Genomic DNA, 16,136 nt, shown 5'->3' with positions numbered 1-16,136 from the left:
GCCGGTCTCTGGTAAACCCTTAAGGCTCTACCTGCGAGAGAGGAAAACGTTGCCGGTTAACCGGCGCTGCCCTGCTGATTTCGCCCTGCAACCATGGACGGGGGCAGCCCAAACCAGCGTCGGAAACTGCGACTGAAAACCGCCAGATCGGCATAACCCAGGTTGAGCGCGATACTGGTGAGCGACATGCTGCTTTTGAACACGGCGGTTTTAGCCACTTCCTTGCGGGTCTCCTCCAGCAATGCGCGAAAACTTGTGTTGGACGATTCCAGCGCACGCTGCAATTTCTTCGGATGCATGCCAAGGCAGAGGGCGACGTTGGTCTTGCTGCAGTCTCCAGTGGGCAGCAGGCCGAGGATGGCGTGTTTAACCAGCGGGGTAAGATCGTTATCCGCGCTGGTTTTCAACTGCTCGAACTGATTGAAAATGATCTCGTTTACCAGACCTTCCAGCGTGCGGGGTTTTCTCGCCAGCGTTTCGCGGTCGATATAAAAACCATCGTGCTCCGCATTGAATTCCACCGGGCAGGCAAACAGCTGAGTGTAGAGATCCCTGCCTTTTTCCGGTGGCGGGTGGCGGAAGAAAACCCGGCTCGAATGCCACTGTTGGCCGGCCATATCGCGGATCATTTGATAAACAAGCCCGATGCTGAGTGCCATCAGTTGAGGGAACCGGCCGGTCTGGGCAATCAGGATATCCAGCTTGAGCTCCGTTTCTCCGGTATGGGTGGGCTCCATGGTGAGTATGGCGCCCTGGGCATGCAGGTGGGTGTGTTTGCTGCCCACGGCCAGCGCGTTGGCAACACTGTCCTGTCGGGACATATAGGCACCAAATAGCCCCAGTACGCTCAGCCCCTGGCTGATGCCGAGGCGCAAGCCGAAGGTTTCGCTACCGGTTTCCCGGGCCGTGATCTCCAATAGCTTGCCGAGGTTTTCGTAGGGAATCAGGTTGTCGGGGTCGCGTAGTTGGCTTGAGGGGAGCCCCGCGGATTTCTGAAGCTGCACGGGGTTGGCACCCATTTTTCGCGTGAGCTCATCATATCCATTGAGGGATCCGGCTCTGACAAATTCAGTCATGCTCGGCTCTCATGTCGCTTCATTATTTTTATTAGTCGCTATGCCCTGGCTATGGTCGCGGTCTGGCGCCGCTTTATCCATATCGTGGTACAGCGAGTTGGATGACGCTGATGCCACGGTCTGTGAGCTTATCCCCGCTGTCCCATTTTGCAAAGCCCCTGTCCCAAAAAATCAAACCGACTCGCTCCGCGTCCATTAACCTCGGCATCGTTCCTGTAGCAGATATGGGCAGCAATGGTTCAGACCGGCTAGTCCCACCACATATAAAAATAACGCTAATTGAGGACACCTAGCGATGATTCAGTCACAGCTTAAATTCAAGCGTACCATTCTCAGTAGTCTGATTTTCACCCTGATTCATATGCCTGCGTTGGCGCAATCCAGTACGGACAGTGACGAACGTGACAATAACGGTCGCGTTCTGGAAAACGTTACCGTTACCGCGCAAAAGCGCGAGCAATCCCTGCAGGATGTACCTCTGTCGGTTTCTGCAATGACTGGAGAGTCCATACAAGAGGCAGGAATTGAACGCTTCGAGGATATGTCCAGCTATATCCCCAATATGTCGGTCACCAAGAGTTCGATTTCGGATCAGCTCAACATTCGCGGTATGCAGTCCGGCGCGCAGGCTGGCTTCGAGCAGTCTGTGGGCACGTTCATGAACGGCATCTATCGCGGCCGTTCCACGCAGTCGCGCTTCGCTTTTGTGGATGTGGAGCGGGTGGAGGTGTTGCGCGGTCCCCAGAGTATCCTGTTTGGGAAAAATACGGTGGCCGGTGCGCTGAACGTGACTTCCGCTCGCCCGACTGAAGACTTTACTGCGCGGCTGAGTGCTGGCTATACCCCTGAGTTCGAGCAGAGTGAACTGGAAGGCATGGTGTCCGGCGAGCTGGCCGATGGGGTGCGCGGTCGCTTTGTGGTGTTATCCCGCGAGATGGACAAGGGTTGGGTGCACAACCAGTTTTACGATACCCACGACCCGCGCAGTGATGAGCTGATGGGCCGCGCGACCCTCGAATGGGATGCGTCTGACAATACCGTGATTACGGCGATCGCAGAGAGCGCCGACTTTGATATTGGTGCCTTCCCCCACGCGACCATGCAAGCCGGTCCGCTGGCGGCCCTTGGCGCCATCGAGGGCACCGACGTAACCCGCATGGGTAATACCAACCCTGTACTGGATTTCGGCTCCACCCAGAAAATGAGCGGCAGCCACAACGAATTCACCATCATGAGTGAGACCGAACTGGAATCCGGTACGCTCAATATTGTTGCCGGGCACTCTGCCTACGATTACGAGCGCTACCTGGATGCGGACTATTCGCCGCTGGACGGTCTGCGCTTTGACGACACCGAAGATTTTTCCCAGAACAGCGTGGAAGTCCGCTTTACCGCCAATGCAGGGGACAACTTCGAATACATGACCGGTCTCTACTGGCAGAAGCAGGACATGACGGTCGACGGCCTGTCGCTGTTCAACATCCCGGTTCTGCAGCAGGTGCTTTACGGTGGCTGCGCCGCGGGCGTCGGTGCCATGGGTGGTGACCTGTCGGCGCTGTATGTGGGTGGCAATGCGGTGGCCACTGGCCTCGGCGTAATTGGCCTTGGCGCGCCCGCCGGTGTGGTGAATGCCTGTGGTACTGCAGCAGCCTTCGACGGTCTCCCCGACGGGGTTGGGCGCTATGCGCGTCTCGATCAGCAGACCGATACCCTGGGAGCGTTCGCCCAGGGCACCTGGCACATTACCGACAGTTTCCGCACCACTCTCGGCCTGCGCTACACCAGCGAAGAGAAGTCCGCAGCCAAGGCCACTTACGCAGTCGATTTTGCTGAACGTAATACCACGCCCTCCCAGCAGGCCTGGGTGAACGGCGTTGCTCAGGCGGTGGGCGAATTTGCCAACCATGAGTTCACTGCGAATGACCCGGGGATGACCCGCAAGGAAAACAGTCCGACCTGGTCCGTGAATGTACAGTACGACCTCAACGACGACATCATGACCTACGCCACCGTCTCCACTGGTTTCAAGGCGGGCGGTTTCAATTCCTTCTACATGCGCAGTCCGACCCGTGGCAACGGAGCCTTCTCCGAGGATGTGAGCTTCGAGGAAGAAAAAGCCACTTCGTTTGAGCTCGGCCTTAAGGCGAAGTTGCTGGGCGGTGCGGCAGAGCTGAATGTGGCTGCGTTCGAAACTCGCTTTGAAGACCTGCAGGCGGCGATCTTCAGTGGCAACACCACGTTTGAAGTGCAGAACGCGGCAGAGGCTACTTCCCGCGGTATTGAGATTGACGGTCGCTGGCTCGCCACCGACAACCTGACGCTGTCGGGGGCGATCGGCCTGCTTGATTTTACTTACGACAAGTTCCCCAACCAGGCCTGTACCAGTAACCAGTTCCTCAGTGAGCGCGAAGCACTGTACCAGGCCGCTGGTGCCGCCGGGGATATCGTCGGTCAGCTGGGCGCGGCGCTGGGTTACAGCAACGCACTGTGCGCCGCGGCCGGCATCAATGACATGGCCGGACGCACCACATCCAATGCACCCGATACCACCGGCTCCCTGATGGCGAGCCATTTCCTGCCTCTGGGTAGCTATGAGCTGAAGTCGAACCTGGCGGTCAATTACTACAGTGATACCTATCGCGTGGACGACCTTGATCCCATTGCGCTTGAAAAAGGCAAGGCGTTTGTAAATGCCGGCCTGATCTTCATGCCGACCGATGGTGCCTGGCAGCTGGCCCTGACCGGTAAGAACCTTACCGACCGGGATCACTTTAACTACATCAATGATGTGCCGCTGTTCGCCGGTGCGCATAACTATATGCCGCTTGCGGGACGCTCGTGGAACGTCAAGTTCATCTACACACTGGGCAACTGATGACGGCCCGGCGGCACTGACTTTGCGCAGTGCTGCCAACACAGAAGCCAAGCGTCATTGCCAGGATTTATGCGGTAACCCCCCGCGTGGCGCGATACTTTTTTGTCCTCTGGAAGAATAAAAATAGCGAGAGAAATTATGCAAACCATGCAATCAATCGTGCTGCGCGATGGCAGCATCCAGCTGGAAACCGTTGACGTTCCGCAACCGGGTCCGGGGCAGGTACTGGTTAAGTCCCTCGCCTGCGGTATCTGCGGATCCGACCTGCACCTTACCCGCCACTCCGACGAAGTGTTTGGCCTGTATAAACAAATGGGCCTGATGCCGGCGGAACTCGAGGTCAACCCCGAGATCATGCTGGGGCACGAGTACAGCGCCGAAGTAGTGGCTTACGGCCCCGGCACCAAGGGTGAACTGCCGGTGGGCAGCAAGGTCACCAGCGTGCCAATCCTGATGTCCCAGAATGGTGCCGGCATCGGTGTCACCCCGGGCGTGAATGGGGCTTACTCCGAGTATTTCCTGCTGGATGAGGCGCTGATGCTGCCGCTGCCAGAGGGCGTGTCTCCACAGGCGGCGGCGATCACGGAACCGCTGGCCGTCGGCCTGCATTCCGTCAACCGCTCGGAAATCGGCGAGAACGATGTGGCGCTGGTGGCCGGTTGTGGCCCCATCGGTCTGGCAGTGATTGCAGCACTGCGCCTGCGCGGTGTGCGTCATATCGTCGCCTCCGATCCGCAACCTTCAAGCCGTGCGATGGCACTGGAATTCGGCGCAACCGAAGCCGTGGATCCGACTCAGGAAGACGAGGTGGTGAAAGCCGCAACCCTCGCCGTGGAGGGGCGTGTGGTGATATTTGAATGTGTGGGTATCCACACATTGCTCACCAGTTTCATCAAGCGTGCTCCGGAAAAATCCCTGCTGGTGGTTACCGGGGTTCATACCGCGGAAACCCCGGTGAACTTCGCCTTCGCGCTGGTGAAGGAAATGGACATCAAGTTCACCTACTACTACGCACCGGAAGAGTTTGCCGAATGCCTCGATCGCATAGCCAAAGGGCTGGTGAACTGGAGAGCGCTGTGGACCGGCACTGTGGGTATCGATGGTGTACCGGCCGCGTTCGACACCCTGATGCAACCCAATGCACACATCAAGGTGATCGTGGAGCCGTGGCGCTCGGGCGAGCTGGAGCACGCGTAACAGGGCGAGGGGATTCACCATGGAAAATGTATTTGTTACCGGTGCCGGCGGTTTTATCGGCCGGCATCTGGTGGCGCAGTTGCTCGCACACGGCTGTAACGTCACCGCATTGATGTTGCCGGGAGAACCGGTACCGGAAAACTGGGGCGGGCGTGTGCGTGTGGTCACCGGTGATGTGCGCCAACTCGAAGGTCTGTTCGAAGAGATTGGTGAGGTGGATACCATTTTCCACCTGGCAGCCGTGGTCAGCGACTGGGGCTCACGTCAGGAGCATGTGGACATCACTGTGCGTGGAACCGAGCAGGCCATTTTGCTGGCGCTGAGATGGGATGCCCGCTTCGTGGTAACCACCAGCATTGCCGCGTTTGCCAGTGCCATGGGTGCCGGGAAGTTGAATGAATCCACGCCGCGCGGGATACCCGCTTCCAGCTATGAATTCGCAAAGCAACAGCAGGAAGATGTGACCCTGCTGGCGGTGCGCGAGCACGGCCTGCACGCGGTCATCATCCGGCCTGCCAATGTCTACGGCGTTGGCAGTGTGTGGGTTAACCGTTTTCGAGAGTTCCTGGCCGAGAAAAAGCCGTCGCTGATGGGCAGCGGTGACTGGGATGCCGGGCTGGTGCATGTGCATAACCTGGTCCGGGCACTGGTGCTTGCGGGCACTCGTGACGGGGTCGACAACGGGGATATTTTTGTGATCTCTGATGGCCACGGGGTGACCTGGAAACAGTACCTGAACGCGCTGTCGCAGACGCTATCCCTGCCGGCGCCGAAGAGTATTCCCAATGTTATCGCTCGGGTACTGGCACCGGTGCTGGAGTTTTTCGGCACGCTGTTAGGCCTGAAAGAAGCCCCGCCGGTGACCCTGCTTGCCTATCGCCTTACCGGTATGGAAAGCATTTTTGATGCGACCAAGGCGCGGGAAAAACTCGGTTACCACCCATCTGTAACCCTGGAGGAAGCCATGCAGGAAATCCGCCAGGCTTACTCGCAAAAAAACAAACCAAGCGTAGAAAAAAACAATCAGAGCGTTAGAGGATAAAAAAATGGTACTGCCAATTCCCTTCCATTCGCAGGACTCCCTGCTGACCCTGGACACCAGCAAACTGCCACTGATCCGCGATGTGCTGCCCGGGGTACACGTTTACCCCTGCTTCCTGGATGCCGAGAACGGCGTCTGGGTACTGCGGGTGTTGTTTGAGCCCGGCGTTACCCTGCCCAGGCACTTCCACACCGGCGCGGTACACCTGTACACCATGAGTGGCAGCTGGCACTACGTTGAGTACCCGGATCAGCCGCAGACCGCGGGCAGCTATTTATATGAACCAGGCGGTTCCGTCCACCAGCTGCACGTACCGGAGAGCAATGGCGAAGTGACCGATACATTCATGATGGTGACCGGAGCCAATATCAATTTTGACGAAAACGACGAGTTCATGAATGTGATGGACGCGGGCTGGATTGAAATGATGATCCGCGAAGCGGCGAAAGCACAGGGTATTGTCCCGCGGTATATCAAGCCGGTCTCTGGCGCTGGCTACTCAGACGAGTGATGCCAAGGCCTCTCTAAATCTCCCCCAAAAAATTGCGACCTGTCCCGTTACCGGGGCGGTCGCAGTTTTTTATCCCTGGCGACACAAGCAATCACTTCACCGGATAAGCAATAACGAGAGAAAACGGATGCGACATATTTCTGGTATCTGCCTTTTGGCCCTTGGCCTGGTAGGGTGCGGCGAACAGGTGGCAAACGAAGCACAGCAAGCAGCGGCGGCAGAGTCGGTTGTTGAGCAATCGGCACCGGGTGTTAACGACCGTCATTCGTCCACTGCAAATGAGCCGGCGGGGAGAGCGAAACTCGCTGAAAATGTCTACTTCGGGAATTTTCACGTACACACCAGTTATTCCTTTGATGCCCTGACCAACGGTGCCAACACCACCCCGGCCGATGCCTACCGCTGGGCGAAGGGCGAGGCGATCCCGGCTGCAGCGGCTGCCGGTGTTATGCAGATCAAGCGGCCACTGGATTTTTACGCGGTGTCCGACCACTCCGAATACCTCGGTGTGTTCAAGAAAATGCAGGATCCGGACAACCCCGCGAGCAAGTTGCCGATTGCCAAAGAAATTCTGTCAAAGGACAGGAAAGTGGCGTTTGATGCCTACGCGCGGGTGCTGGATACCATGTCGCCGGGCATGGCGGATCCTGCGCTGGCAGACCCGGCAATCATGAAGCCAATCTGGCAGGAAGTTGTGCGCACCGCCGATGAATACTATGAGCCGGGCAGGTTCACTACCTTCCCTGCATTCGAATGGACCTCCACCCCGGCCATGCGCAATCTGCACCGGGTGGTGGTGTTCGAGTCTTCCAAAGGCGTACCCGAGCTGCCCTTCAGCACCAATGAATCCGAAGACCCGCAGGATCTGTGGAAGTACATGGATCGTGCCCGCGAAAATGGTGCGACGTTGCTGGCGATTACCCACAACGGCAATGCCAGCGATGGGCTGATGTTCCCCACGGCCACTGCCGATGGCGAACCGCTGTCGGCGGAATATATCGAAGCGCGCATCGCCAATGAGCCACTGTATGAGGTCACCCAGATCAAGGGCACCTCGGAAACCCATCCCTCCCTGTCGCCGAATGATGAATTTGCCGGTTTTGAACTGTGGGATTACCTGCTGGCTGCCAGTGCAGCCGTGGTGCCGGAGCACAAAAAAGGCGGTTATGCCCGTCAGGCGTATCTGGACGGCCTGTCGATGGCGGCGGATGGCCGGCCCAATCCCTACAAATTTGGTTTGATCGGGGATTCCGACACCCACAACGCGGCGGCTTCGGTGGAAGAAGACAATCACACCGGCAAGTTCGGTATTGAGGCCACGGCGCAAAAACGTCTCGATGGCCCGCTGCCTGGAGACGAAGTCAACAACCGCCGCGTGCGTGAATTCAGCTCCGGTGGTCTCGCCGCCGTGTGGGCCCCGGAAAATACCCGTGAGGCGATTTACGCCGCGCTGATGCGCAAGGAAACCTACGCAACCACCGGCACGCGCATGAAAGTGCGTTTCTTCGGCGGATGGAACTTCGATGAAACCACGCCGCAAAGCAGTGACTGGGTTGAGCAGGCCTACCGCACCGGCGTGCCGATGGGCGGGGAACTGCCCGCATCGGAGGGCGGGAAAGCACCGGTATTCCTGATCAGCGCGCTGAAAGACAGCGCTGGTGCCAACCTGGATCGCATCCAGGTGGTCAAGGGCTGGATTGAAAATGGCGAGCAGCGCGAAGCCATTTTCGATGTGGCCCTGTCCGATGGACGCACCGTCGGTGATGACGGCAGGGTACCGCCGGTGGGCAATACCGTAGACCCTGAAACTGCGACCTACACCAACGACATCGGTGACAGCCAGTTGTCGACAGTATGGCGCGACGACAGCTTCAAACCGGATCAGCACGCGTTTTACTACGTACGCGTTCTGGAAATTCCGACACCGCGCTGGTCTACCCATGATGCCAGCGCGCTCGGTCGTAAACCCCGTGCGGATCTGCCGGTTTCGATTCAGGAGCGGGCCTGGAGTTCGCCGATCTGGTACACGCCGGAAGCAAAGTACTTCGCTGAAGTGAATGCCTTTGAACAGTGAGTGGTTGTCATGCACTTGAATAAAATCCCGCTGCTGCGGGATCCCCTGCTGCACTTCGCGCTGATCGGCGGGCTGCTGTTTGCGGTCGATGCGCTGGTGAATACCGACTCAAATACGGTCGAGGACATTGTGATTACCCCAAACCGGGTGGAGCATCTGGCGGCGGTATTTGAGCGCAGCTGGCAGCGCCCGCCGAACGCTGAGGAAATGCAGAAGCTGGTGGATAACTTTGTGCGTGAGGAAGTGCTTTACCGTGAGGCACTGAAGCTCGGGCTGGAGTCGGATGACACTGTCATCCGGCGGCGCCTGCGGCTGAAGATGGAATTTCTCGCTCGGGATCTTGTGGATACGATCGAGCCTGAGCCTGAAGTACTCGCGCAGTTTTTCCGTGACAACGCCGAGCGTTACCGCGTGCCGGCACGCATGACTTTCCGCCAGATCTATTTCAGCAGTGATTCCCGCACGGCGCCAGCCCGGGATGCCAAAGCGCTGCTTGCCCGTTTAAGGCACAGTGACAGCACCACAGCGGGCACGGATGAGAGTGGTGACAGCACCCTGTTACCCGACCGTATTGCGCAGGCTTCGGCGGAGGCGGTGAATAAGCAGCTGGGCCCGGGGTTTGCTGAGCAATTGGCTGGTCAGCCGCGGGGACAGTGGCTGGGCCCGGTCCAATCTGCCTACGGCGAACACCTGGTATTTATTGAAACGTATGAGGCGGAAGCTGCGGCAGAATTGGCCAGTGTAAAGACGCAGGTCGTACGCGACTGGCAGGCGCAGGCCCACGCGGAGGTTTTGGAGCAGCAGTATCAGCTGCTGCGTGAAGGGTATCGCGTACAGATGGATCCCGAGGTAAGGGATCAGGTTGCTGGTGGCTCTGCACTGGTACGCGAGGTTGCTGGCCGATGACCGGGAAGCTTATGCGGGCGTTGACGTTACTCATTGCCTTCTGCGGCAGCGTATTTGTCAGTGATGTGTTGGCCCATGAATTGCGTCCCGCATACCTGCAGATTACCCAGAAAGCGCCAGAAGAATTCAGTGTGCTCTGGCGGGTGCCCGCACGGGGGCAGATGAAACTCTCTCTCTCGGTTGCCTTTGATGGTGAGGTGACCCAGCTCGATAGTGCGGCTGGCCGGCTGGCGAATGGTATGTACAGTGAACGCTGGCACATCAACAGTGCAACCGGGTTAACCGGAACCGCGGTGGTGGTGAACGGACTGGAGCAGACCATGACCGACGTGCTGATGCGCGTGGAATGGCTCGACGGCCGCGAACAGGTAGTCCGCCTGGTACCGGAAAATCCCCGCTATGTGTTTTCTGGAAACGCCCGGGCTGACCATTGGCTGCCGACGTATTTTGTACTGGGGGTGGAGCATATTCTGCTGGGTATCGATCACCTCTTGTTCGTACTCGTGCTGTTGCTGCTGGTGAGTGGCTGGCACTCCCTGGCGATCACGATCTCCGCATTTACCCTCGCGCACAGTGTGACTCTGGCGCTGTCTGTTTTGGGGGTGCTGTCAGTACCGCAGGCGCCGGTAGAGGCGGTTATTGCCTTGAGTATTGTCTTCGTTGCCAGTGAGATCCTGCTGAAGCAACGGGGATTGTCGACACTGTCGATTCGGCGCCCGTGGCTGGTGGCAATGGGGTTCGGGTTATTGCACGGCCTCGGGTTTGCGGGTGCCCTCGCAGACATCGGTGTGCCTGCGGAAGCCATCGCGGGATCCCTGCTGGCGTTCAATCTCGGTGTAGAGGCGGGGCAGTTATTGTTTATCGCCGCAGTTGCCGCAGTGTATGTACTACTGCGCACGGGACTTGAAACCGGCGTGATAACAGGCAAACGCCTGCACGCAAGCCGCGCAATGGTGATGTCGTTGCTGGTCTATGTTATCGGAGGCACTGCGAGCTGGTGGTTGATCGATCGCACGGTCGCGCTGATCTCATGAATTCTTGTTCCGTGTTTTCCATTCGCTCGGGGAGTTTCCGGTCCAGCGTTTGAAATTGCGGCTGAATATCGCCACATCGGCGTAGCCCAGGTTCAGCGCCAGATCCGTGACACTGAGCTGGCCGTGCTGCAGGTTGCGTTCAGCCACTTCCATGCGGGTTTTCTGCAGCAAGGCGCGAAAGCTGGTGCCGTCCTGCTGCAGTTTTTTCTGCAGTACCCGCGGGTGGAGATTCAGTGCCGCGGCAACGCGCTCGATGCTGCACTCGCCGCTGGGCAGCAGGTTGCCGATGATATGGCAGACCTGAGCCTGCAGGTTGCCGGGATAAATAGACTGCAGCAGGCGGATGCGCTGCTGGAAGTGCGCCCGCAGCAGTTGTTCGTCGTACTGTGGTTTCCGCGTGAGCCAGCTGAGCGGAAAGCTGATTCCACCAAAGCTACTGCCGTAGTGGATCTGGTCTTTGTACGGTGACGGCGTATCCACACGGGTCGTGGGGGCAGACTGGGGCAGGTGCAGTTTCAGTGCGCTGCCGGTATTGCCCACCATTTGCGCAATCAGGTTGAACGCTTGCCCGGCGCTCAGTTGCATCAGTTGGGCGAGCCCGCTGGCGTTGGAAAAGTCGAACGCCAGCTGCAGTTCCAGCACATCTCCGCGGGGTTTTTGCTGCACGTGCACGCCGTAGGCATGCAGGCTGATGTGCTGGTTTGAATAATTGAACGCGTCCGCCAGTGTGGGTTGCTGGCGGATGGACAGGCCGATCTCGCCAAGTGCCAACACGCTCTGTTCGGCGGCCAGGTTCAGGCCGAGCAGTGGGTTTCCGCAGGCGACGGCCGTGGCATCCAGCAAGTCCGCAAGCCGGGTATAAGACACATAGGTGTTTGGGTCGCGCAGCTGCGCGCTGCTGAATCCGAACTGTTGCAGCAGGGTAGTGGGGTTCTGACCGTACTGGGTGACCAGTTGTTCATAGCCTTCGATGGCGCCACTTCGGATCAGGAACATGGGGATCTTCGACTTTTGTCTGGGGTAGGGGTTCGCAAATAGTCAAATTGCGTTCGTAAAAAGTCAAGTTTGGCTTGTGCCATCTTCCCTAGACTGGGCAAATTCCCTCACACCTGTACAAGGGTTGAGAGGGCAGGGGGAAACAGAATAACAACCTACCTATGCAACTTTTGGAGAATGGCGATGAGTGAGACAAAGACCCCGATTCTGGAAATGCTGGCCGCAATGCAAAGCGGCGGCGTAGTATCCCGCGATCACGCCCGTGAGGCGATCCTGATTCAGGAAGCGGATCTGCCCTGGGTTCCCCTGCCCGATGGCTCCCTGTTGCAGGTACTGCACGTGGATCTGAACCAGAACCTGTGGGTTATCCGCAACAAGTTCAAACCGGGCTTTTGCGTCGACACCCATTACCACACCGGCCCGGTATTCGCCGTGACCACCAAGGGCGAATGGTTCTACAAAGAGTACCCGGACAAGGTCAACAAGGCCGGCTCCTACCTGTTCGAGCCCGCCCACTCCGTACACACCCTGACCGTAGCGGACGACGCGACAGAAGATGCGGAAGTCTGGTTTGCGGTTTTCGGCAGCAACGTGAACATTGACGACGACGGCAATGTCACCAGCGTACTCGACGCGAAAATGGTGATGACCGTATATCGCGCACTGTGTGAAGCGGAAGGCAAAACCTGCGAGAACATGATCGTCGTCGGCGAATAAGCCTCTGATACTGGACGAGGTTGCCATGCGCCATCTGAACTCCGCTTTTGTAACTGGTGCTGGCGGCTTTATCGGCCGCCACCTGGTGCGCCAGCTGCTGACTGAAAAAGTAAACGTCGTTGCCCTGATGATGCCCGGTGAGCGGGCGCCCGAAGAGTGGACACTCTGGGGTGACCAGCTGCGCACGGTTATCGGCGATGTACGCACGCTCACTGGCCTCGCCGATGAAATTGGTCCGGTGGATGCAATTTTCCACCTGGCGGCCGTGGTCGGCGACTGGGGGGCGTTGCAGTCCCATGTGGATATCACCGTGCACGGCACCGAGCAGGCCATTGACCTGGCCATGCGCTGGGGATCCCATTTTGTGGTTACCACCAGTGTATGTGCCTACGCCAGCGCACTGGCCAAGGGCCGGCTGGACGAGGAGAGCCCGGTGGGCAAGCCCTGCTCTCCCTACGAGTTCTGCAAGCAGGAACAGGAGCGGGTCACTCTGGAAGCCGTGGAACACGGCGGTCTCAAGGCGACCATCGTGCGCCCGGGCAATGTGTTCGGCGTTGGCAGTGGCCCCTGGGTGAACACCATGCTGGAGCTGCTGCGCAGTGGGCAGCCCTGCCTGCTGGGCAAGGGCGACTGGGATGCGGGCCTCGTTCATGTGGAAAACCTGGTCGCCATGCTCATCGCGGCGGCGCGCTCGGACTGTGACAGCGGCGAGATCTTTGTCGCGTCCGATGGCTATGGCGTTACCTGGCAGCAATACCTGCAGCGCCTGGCAAACCTCGCCGGTGCCCCGGCGCCCAAGTCTGTCCCCAACTTCCTGGCCCGCGGCCTGGCCCCGGTGCTGGAATTTTTCGGCCACCTGTTGCGACAGGAGCAGCGGCCGATGATTACCCGGCAGTCATACCGGCTGATGGGTGGCCCGAATGAATTCTCGAATGAAAAAGCCCGTCGCCTGCTGGGGTACGAGCCCGTGGTGACGTTCGACGAGGCGATGGATGAATTGCAATCGCACTTCAACAAAACACAGGCCGCTGTGGCAGCGACTGCGTAAGAGCGTAGAAATATGAGCAACTGGAAACATGGAACGCCCAAGGTGGCGTTTGTATCAGGCGGTGGCAGCGGTATCGGTCTGAACCTGACCCGCGCCCTGCTCGCGGATGGTGCCTCGGTAGCGATCTTCGACCTGAAGGTGGAAGACGCACTGATGGAGGAATTGCGAGGACTGTGCCGGGGCGACGCCCGCGTTGAGCGCTTTGTGGTCGACATCACCGATCCGGAGGCCGTCGAGCGTGCAATGGACGAGGCTGCCGCGACCCTGGGCGCACCGGAGTTTGCGATCAACTGTGCCGGCATCCTGCGCACGGCGGTGTTTACCGAAATGTCCTACGCGATGTTTGACCAGAGCATCCGGGTCAACCTGTATGGCAGCCGCAACTTTGCCGCGGGCGTACTCAAACATATGCGTAGCGGCGGTCACCTGGCCCTGATTGCCTCACTGGCGGGCATGTGTGGCAGCTTCACTCACGGCGCCTACGCGACATCGAAATTCGGCGTTGTGGGCCTGGCGGAAGTACTGCGCACAGAGCTGAAACCGCGTGGCATCGATGTGTCGGTTGTCTGCCCCGGCGAAATCCACACGCCGATGCTCGAGGAAGAGCGTCGCGTCGGCAGCAAAGTCACCGAAATCGTGAATGAATTCGCGGGTGTGTTGCCGGTAGAAGTGGCGGTGCAGGGTATTCTTGATGGCCTGCGCAAGCGCACCTTCATGATCACCCCGGGATTCAAGGCGAAGCTGACCCGTTACCTCGCGCGCAGTCACACCGGATTGTTCCGCTGGATAGTAGACAAAAAAGTGGCCGAAGCACTGAAGCAATATGGTGACCGTACACCAGTGTAGGGCTTTGATGTCACGAATGGACTTGAAGTCAGGCTTGTCACAGTAATAGGATTACTTTTCTGCGCTTTTTGGTGCAGGATTAAATGGACAGCAACAACAATAATCTCCTGAGTGCTGATGAGAGAACAGAATATGAACGTATGCGAAATGAGTCAGGGTTCTGCAAACCTTGCTGAGTATATCGGCCAGTGTCTGAACCGTTTTCAAGACAAGCCTGCTTACCACTGCCTGGGTCAGACACTGACCTTCGGTGAGATCGAAGAGAAATCCCGTCATCTCGCGCAATGGCTTCAGCACGAATGTGGCCTTGAGGCCGGCGACCGCATCGCGATTCAGTTGCCCAATATTATCCAGTTCCCGATCGCGGCTTACGCGGCACTGCGCGCGGGGCTTGTTGTAGTCAATACCAACCCGCTGTACACACCGCGGGAAATGCAGCACCAGTTTTCCGATTCCGGTGCCAAGGCACTGGTAATCCTTGCGGACTTCCTCGGCAAATACGAAGAGATCAAAGCGTCTACCGAAATTGAACACGTGCTGGTGACCGGCCCCGCCGACCTGCTGGGCAAGGCAGTGACTGCGCCCGAGGGCTACCACAGTTTCATGTCGGCGATCGAGCGCGGCGCCGCTTGTGAGGAATTGCGCCCGAACACGGCGAAGCGCGAAGACATCGCTGTGCTGCAGTACACTGGCGGCACCACTGGCGTGGCTAAAGGCGCCTGCCTGAGCCATGCGAACCTGCTGGCGAACACTGACCAGATGCTGGAGCGCATCACCCGGCTGGGCAAAGAAGGCGAAGAAATTTTCGTCTGCCCGCTGCCGCTGTATCACATTTACGCGTTTACCGTGAATATGCTCGCCCTGTTTGGCATGGGCAGCATGAATATCCTGATCCCGAACCCGCGCGATCTCGACGGCTTCGTGAAAATGATATCCCCATTCAAATTTACCGGCTTTGCCGGCATCAACACCCTGTTCGTGGGTCTTTGTCGCCACCCGGAATTCCAGAAACTGGATTTCAGCGGGCTCAAAATGACTTTCTCCGGTGGCACCGCCCTGACCAGCAGTGCCGCGGAACTGTGGAACAAGGTCACCGGTTGCCCAGTTACTGAAGGCTTTGGCCTGTCGGAAACCTCACCGGTGATCAGTTTGAATGAGTTCGGCAAGCAGGAAATCGGTACTGTTGGCACCGTGTTGAAAGATACAGAGGTGCAGGTTTGGGATGCTGAGGGCAATGCATTGCCGCAAGGTGAAAGTGGTGAGCTGGTTGTGCGCGGTCCGCAGGTGATGCTGGGTTACTGGAACCGCCCGGAAGAAACCGCCAAGGTTTTGCAGAACGGCTTTTTCCGCACCGGTGATGTGGGCCTGATTCAGGACAACGGCAATATCCGTATCGTCGACCGCCTGAAAGACATGATCATCGTCTCCGGTTTCAATGTGTATCCCAACGAAGTGGAAGACGTACTGTGCCGCCACCCGCAAGTGGTTGAGGCGGCAGTGGTTGGCGTTCCCAGCGAGCAGTCTGGCGAAGCTGTGTGCGCCCATCTGGTTGTAGACGGTGCCGTTGAAGAGCAGGAACTGATCGAGTTCTGCCGCACTCAGCTGACCGCGTACAAAGTGCCGAAGCAGATCGTGATTCACAAGGAGTTGCCGAAATCCACCGTGGGTAAAATCCTGCGCAGGGAGCTGCGCGCGGAACCAGCCTGAGGCCGGTGTCCACCCGGATCCGATCCAGAAAGCGCAGCTCCGGCTGCGCTTTTTTTATGCCTGCCGAATATCCCTGGCGGATAAATACGCCCGGGGACAGGGGAAAT

At 58.3% G+C, this 16,136-nt stretch carries 13 protein-coding genes; 11 read left to right on the top strand and 2 right to left on the bottom strand.

Annotated features, from left to right (window positions below; translation table 11 throughout):
* Positions 1-56: 56 nt before the first annotated feature.
* A complete protein-coding gene (locus ACNKU7_RS06845; RefSeq protein WP_418296228.1) occupies positions 57-1,076 on the bottom strand; it encodes an AraC family transcriptional regulator in 1,020 nt (339 codons plus the stop codon).
* A gap of 295 nt (positions 1,077-1,371) precedes the next feature.
* On the opposite strand from ACNKU7_RS06845, the gene ACNKU7_RS06840 reads away from it, so the two are divergent.
* The 7 genes from ACNKU7_RS06840 to ACNKU7_RS06810 all read left to right on the top strand — a co-directional run bounded on the left by ACNKU7_RS06840 (position 1,372) and on the right by ACNKU7_RS06810 (position 10,715).
* Positions 1,372-3,951 (top strand): TonB-dependent receptor, encoded by a 2,580-nt coding sequence (locus tag ACNKU7_RS06840; protein WP_418296227.1) that lies wholly within the window; start codon positions 1,372-1,374, stop codon positions 3,949-3,951.
* Between the two features lie 138 nt (positions 3,952-4,089).
* Positions 4,090-5,148, top strand: a complete 1,059-nt coding sequence (locus tag ACNKU7_RS06835; protein ID WP_418296226.1) for a zinc-binding dehydrogenase — start codon at positions 4,090-4,092, stop codon at positions 5,146-5,148.
* Between the two features lie 19 nt (positions 5,149-5,167).
* Positions 5,168-6,190 carry an NAD-dependent epimerase/dehydratase family protein gene (locus ACNKU7_RS06830; protein WP_418296225.1) on the top strand — a complete coding sequence of 341 codons (1,023 nt, stop codon included), beginning with the start codon at positions 5,168-5,170 and terminating at the stop codon, positions 6,188-6,190.
* Positions 6,191-6,194: 4 nt separating this feature from the next.
* On the top strand, positions 6,195-6,701 hold the full coding sequence (locus ACNKU7_RS06825) for a 2,4'-dihydroxyacetophenone dioxygenase family protein (protein WP_418296224.1): 507 nt from the start codon (positions 6,195-6,197) through the stop codon (positions 6,699-6,701).
* A 127-nt stretch (positions 6,702-6,828) separates the two neighbouring features.
* A complete protein-coding gene (locus tag ACNKU7_RS06820; RefSeq protein ID WP_418296223.1) occupies positions 6,829-8,775 on the top strand; it encodes a DUF3604 domain-containing protein in 1,947 nt (648 codons plus the stop codon).
* 9 nt (positions 8,776-8,784) lie between these two features.
* On the top strand, positions 8,785-9,681 hold the full coding sequence (locus ACNKU7_RS06815; protein ID WP_418296222.1) for a peptidyl-prolyl cis-trans isomerase: 897 nt from the start codon (positions 8,785-8,787) through the stop codon (positions 9,679-9,681).
* Positions 9,678-10,715: a HupE/UreJ family protein gene (locus tag ACNKU7_RS06810; protein WP_418296221.1), complete on the top strand. Its 1,038-nt coding sequence runs from the start codon at positions 9,678-9,680 to the stop codon at positions 10,713-10,715. The genes ACNKU7_RS06815 and ACNKU7_RS06810 overlap by 4 nt, the downstream gene beginning before the upstream one ends.
* Here the strand turns inward: ACNKU7_RS06810 and ACNKU7_RS06805 are convergent.
* Positions 10,710-11,711 (bottom strand): helix-turn-helix transcriptional regulator, encoded by a 1,002-nt coding sequence (locus ACNKU7_RS06805; protein ID WP_418296220.1) that lies wholly within the window; start codon positions 11,709-11,711, stop codon positions 10,710-10,712. The two genes, ACNKU7_RS06810 and ACNKU7_RS06805, sit on opposite strands and share 6 nt — an antisense overlap.
* A 183-nt stretch (positions 11,712-11,894) precedes the next feature.
* Between ACNKU7_RS06805 and ACNKU7_RS06800 the strand changes: the two genes are divergently transcribed.
* The 4 genes from ACNKU7_RS06800 to ACNKU7_RS06785 all read left to right on the top strand — a co-directional run bounded on the left by ACNKU7_RS06800 (position 11,895) and on the right by ACNKU7_RS06785 (position 16,029).
* On the top strand, positions 11,895-12,428 hold the full coding sequence (locus ACNKU7_RS06800) for a 2,4'-dihydroxyacetophenone dioxygenase family protein (protein ID WP_418296219.1): 534 nt from the start codon (positions 11,895-11,897) through the stop codon (positions 12,426-12,428).
* A 25-nt stretch (positions 12,429-12,453) separates the two neighbouring features.
* Positions 12,454-13,476: an NAD-dependent epimerase/dehydratase family protein gene (locus ACNKU7_RS06795; RefSeq protein WP_418296218.1), complete on the top strand. Its 1,023-nt coding sequence runs from the start codon at positions 12,454-12,456 to the stop codon at positions 13,474-13,476.
* A 12-nt stretch (positions 13,477-13,488) separates the two neighbouring features.
* The gene (locus ACNKU7_RS06790; protein WP_418296217.1) at positions 13,489-14,322 is read left to right on the top strand and encodes an SDR family NAD(P)-dependent oxidoreductase; all 834 of its coding nucleotides are present in this window, start codon (positions 13,489-13,491) and stop codon (positions 14,320-14,322) included.
* A gap of 132 nt (positions 14,323-14,454) precedes the next feature.
* Positions 14,455-16,029: an AMP-binding protein gene (locus tag ACNKU7_RS06785; RefSeq protein WP_418296216.1), complete on the top strand. Its 1,575-nt coding sequence runs from the start codon at positions 14,455-14,457 to the stop codon at positions 16,027-16,029.
* Positions 16,030-16,136: the final 107 nt, after the last annotated feature.

The sequence above is a fragment of the Microbulbifer weihaiensis genome, from assembly GCF_048323715.1.
Classification (GTDB): Bacteria; Pseudomonadota; Gammaproteobacteria; order Pseudomonadales; family Cellvibrionaceae; genus Microbulbifer.
Note: the sequence above shows the minus strand (reverse complement) of the source record. Positions and strands in the feature narration are given on the sequence as shown.

What these genes read in the sequence shown, in the direction of transcription:
- ACNKU7_RS06845 (WP_418296228.1), bottom strand. Translation starts at nt 1,076, where the DNA reads ATGACTGAATTTGTCAGAGCCGGATCCCTCAATGGATATGATGAGCTC.
- ACNKU7_RS06840 (WP_418296227.1), top strand. Translation starts at nt 1,372, where the DNA reads ATGATTCAGTCACAGCTTAAATTCAAGCGTACCATTCTCAGTAGTCTG.
- ACNKU7_RS06835 (WP_418296226.1), top strand. Translation starts at nt 4,090, where the DNA reads ATGCAAACCATGCAATCAATCGTGCTGCGCGATGGCAGCATCCAGCTG.
- ACNKU7_RS06830 (WP_418296225.1), top strand. Translation starts at nt 5,168, where the DNA reads ATGGAAAATGTATTTGTTACCGGTGCCGGCGGTTTTATCGGCCGGCAT.
- ACNKU7_RS06825 (WP_418296224.1), top strand. Translation starts at nt 6,195, where the DNA reads ATGGTACTGCCAATTCCCTTCCATTCGCAGGACTCCCTGCTGACCCTG.
- ACNKU7_RS06820 (WP_418296223.1), top strand. Translation starts at nt 6,829, where the DNA reads ATGCGACATATTTCTGGTATCTGCCTTTTGGCCCTTGGCCTGGTAGGG.
- ACNKU7_RS06815 (WP_418296222.1), top strand. Translation starts at nt 8,785, where the DNA reads ATGCACTTGAATAAAATCCCGCTGCTGCGGGATCCCCTGCTGCACTTC.
- ACNKU7_RS06810 (WP_418296221.1), top strand. Translation starts at nt 9,678, where the DNA reads ATGACCGGGAAGCTTATGCGGGCGTTGACGTTACTCATTGCCTTCTGC.
- ACNKU7_RS06805 (WP_418296220.1), bottom strand. Translation starts at nt 11,711, where the DNA reads ATGTTCCTGATCCGAAGTGGCGCCATCGAAGGCTATGAACAACTGGTC.
- ACNKU7_RS06800 (WP_418296219.1), top strand. Translation starts at nt 11,895, where the DNA reads ATGAGTGAGACAAAGACCCCGATTCTGGAAATGCTGGCCGCAATGCAA.
- ACNKU7_RS06795 (WP_418296218.1), top strand. Translation starts at nt 12,454, where the DNA reads ATGCGCCATCTGAACTCCGCTTTTGTAACTGGTGCTGGCGGCTTTATC.
- ACNKU7_RS06790 (WP_418296217.1), top strand. Translation starts at nt 13,489, where the DNA reads ATGAGCAACTGGAAACATGGAACGCCCAAGGTGGCGTTTGTATCAGGC.
- ACNKU7_RS06785 (WP_418296216.1), top strand. Translation starts at nt 14,455, where the DNA reads ATGAACGTATGCGAAATGAGTCAGGGTTCTGCAAACCTTGCTGAGTAT.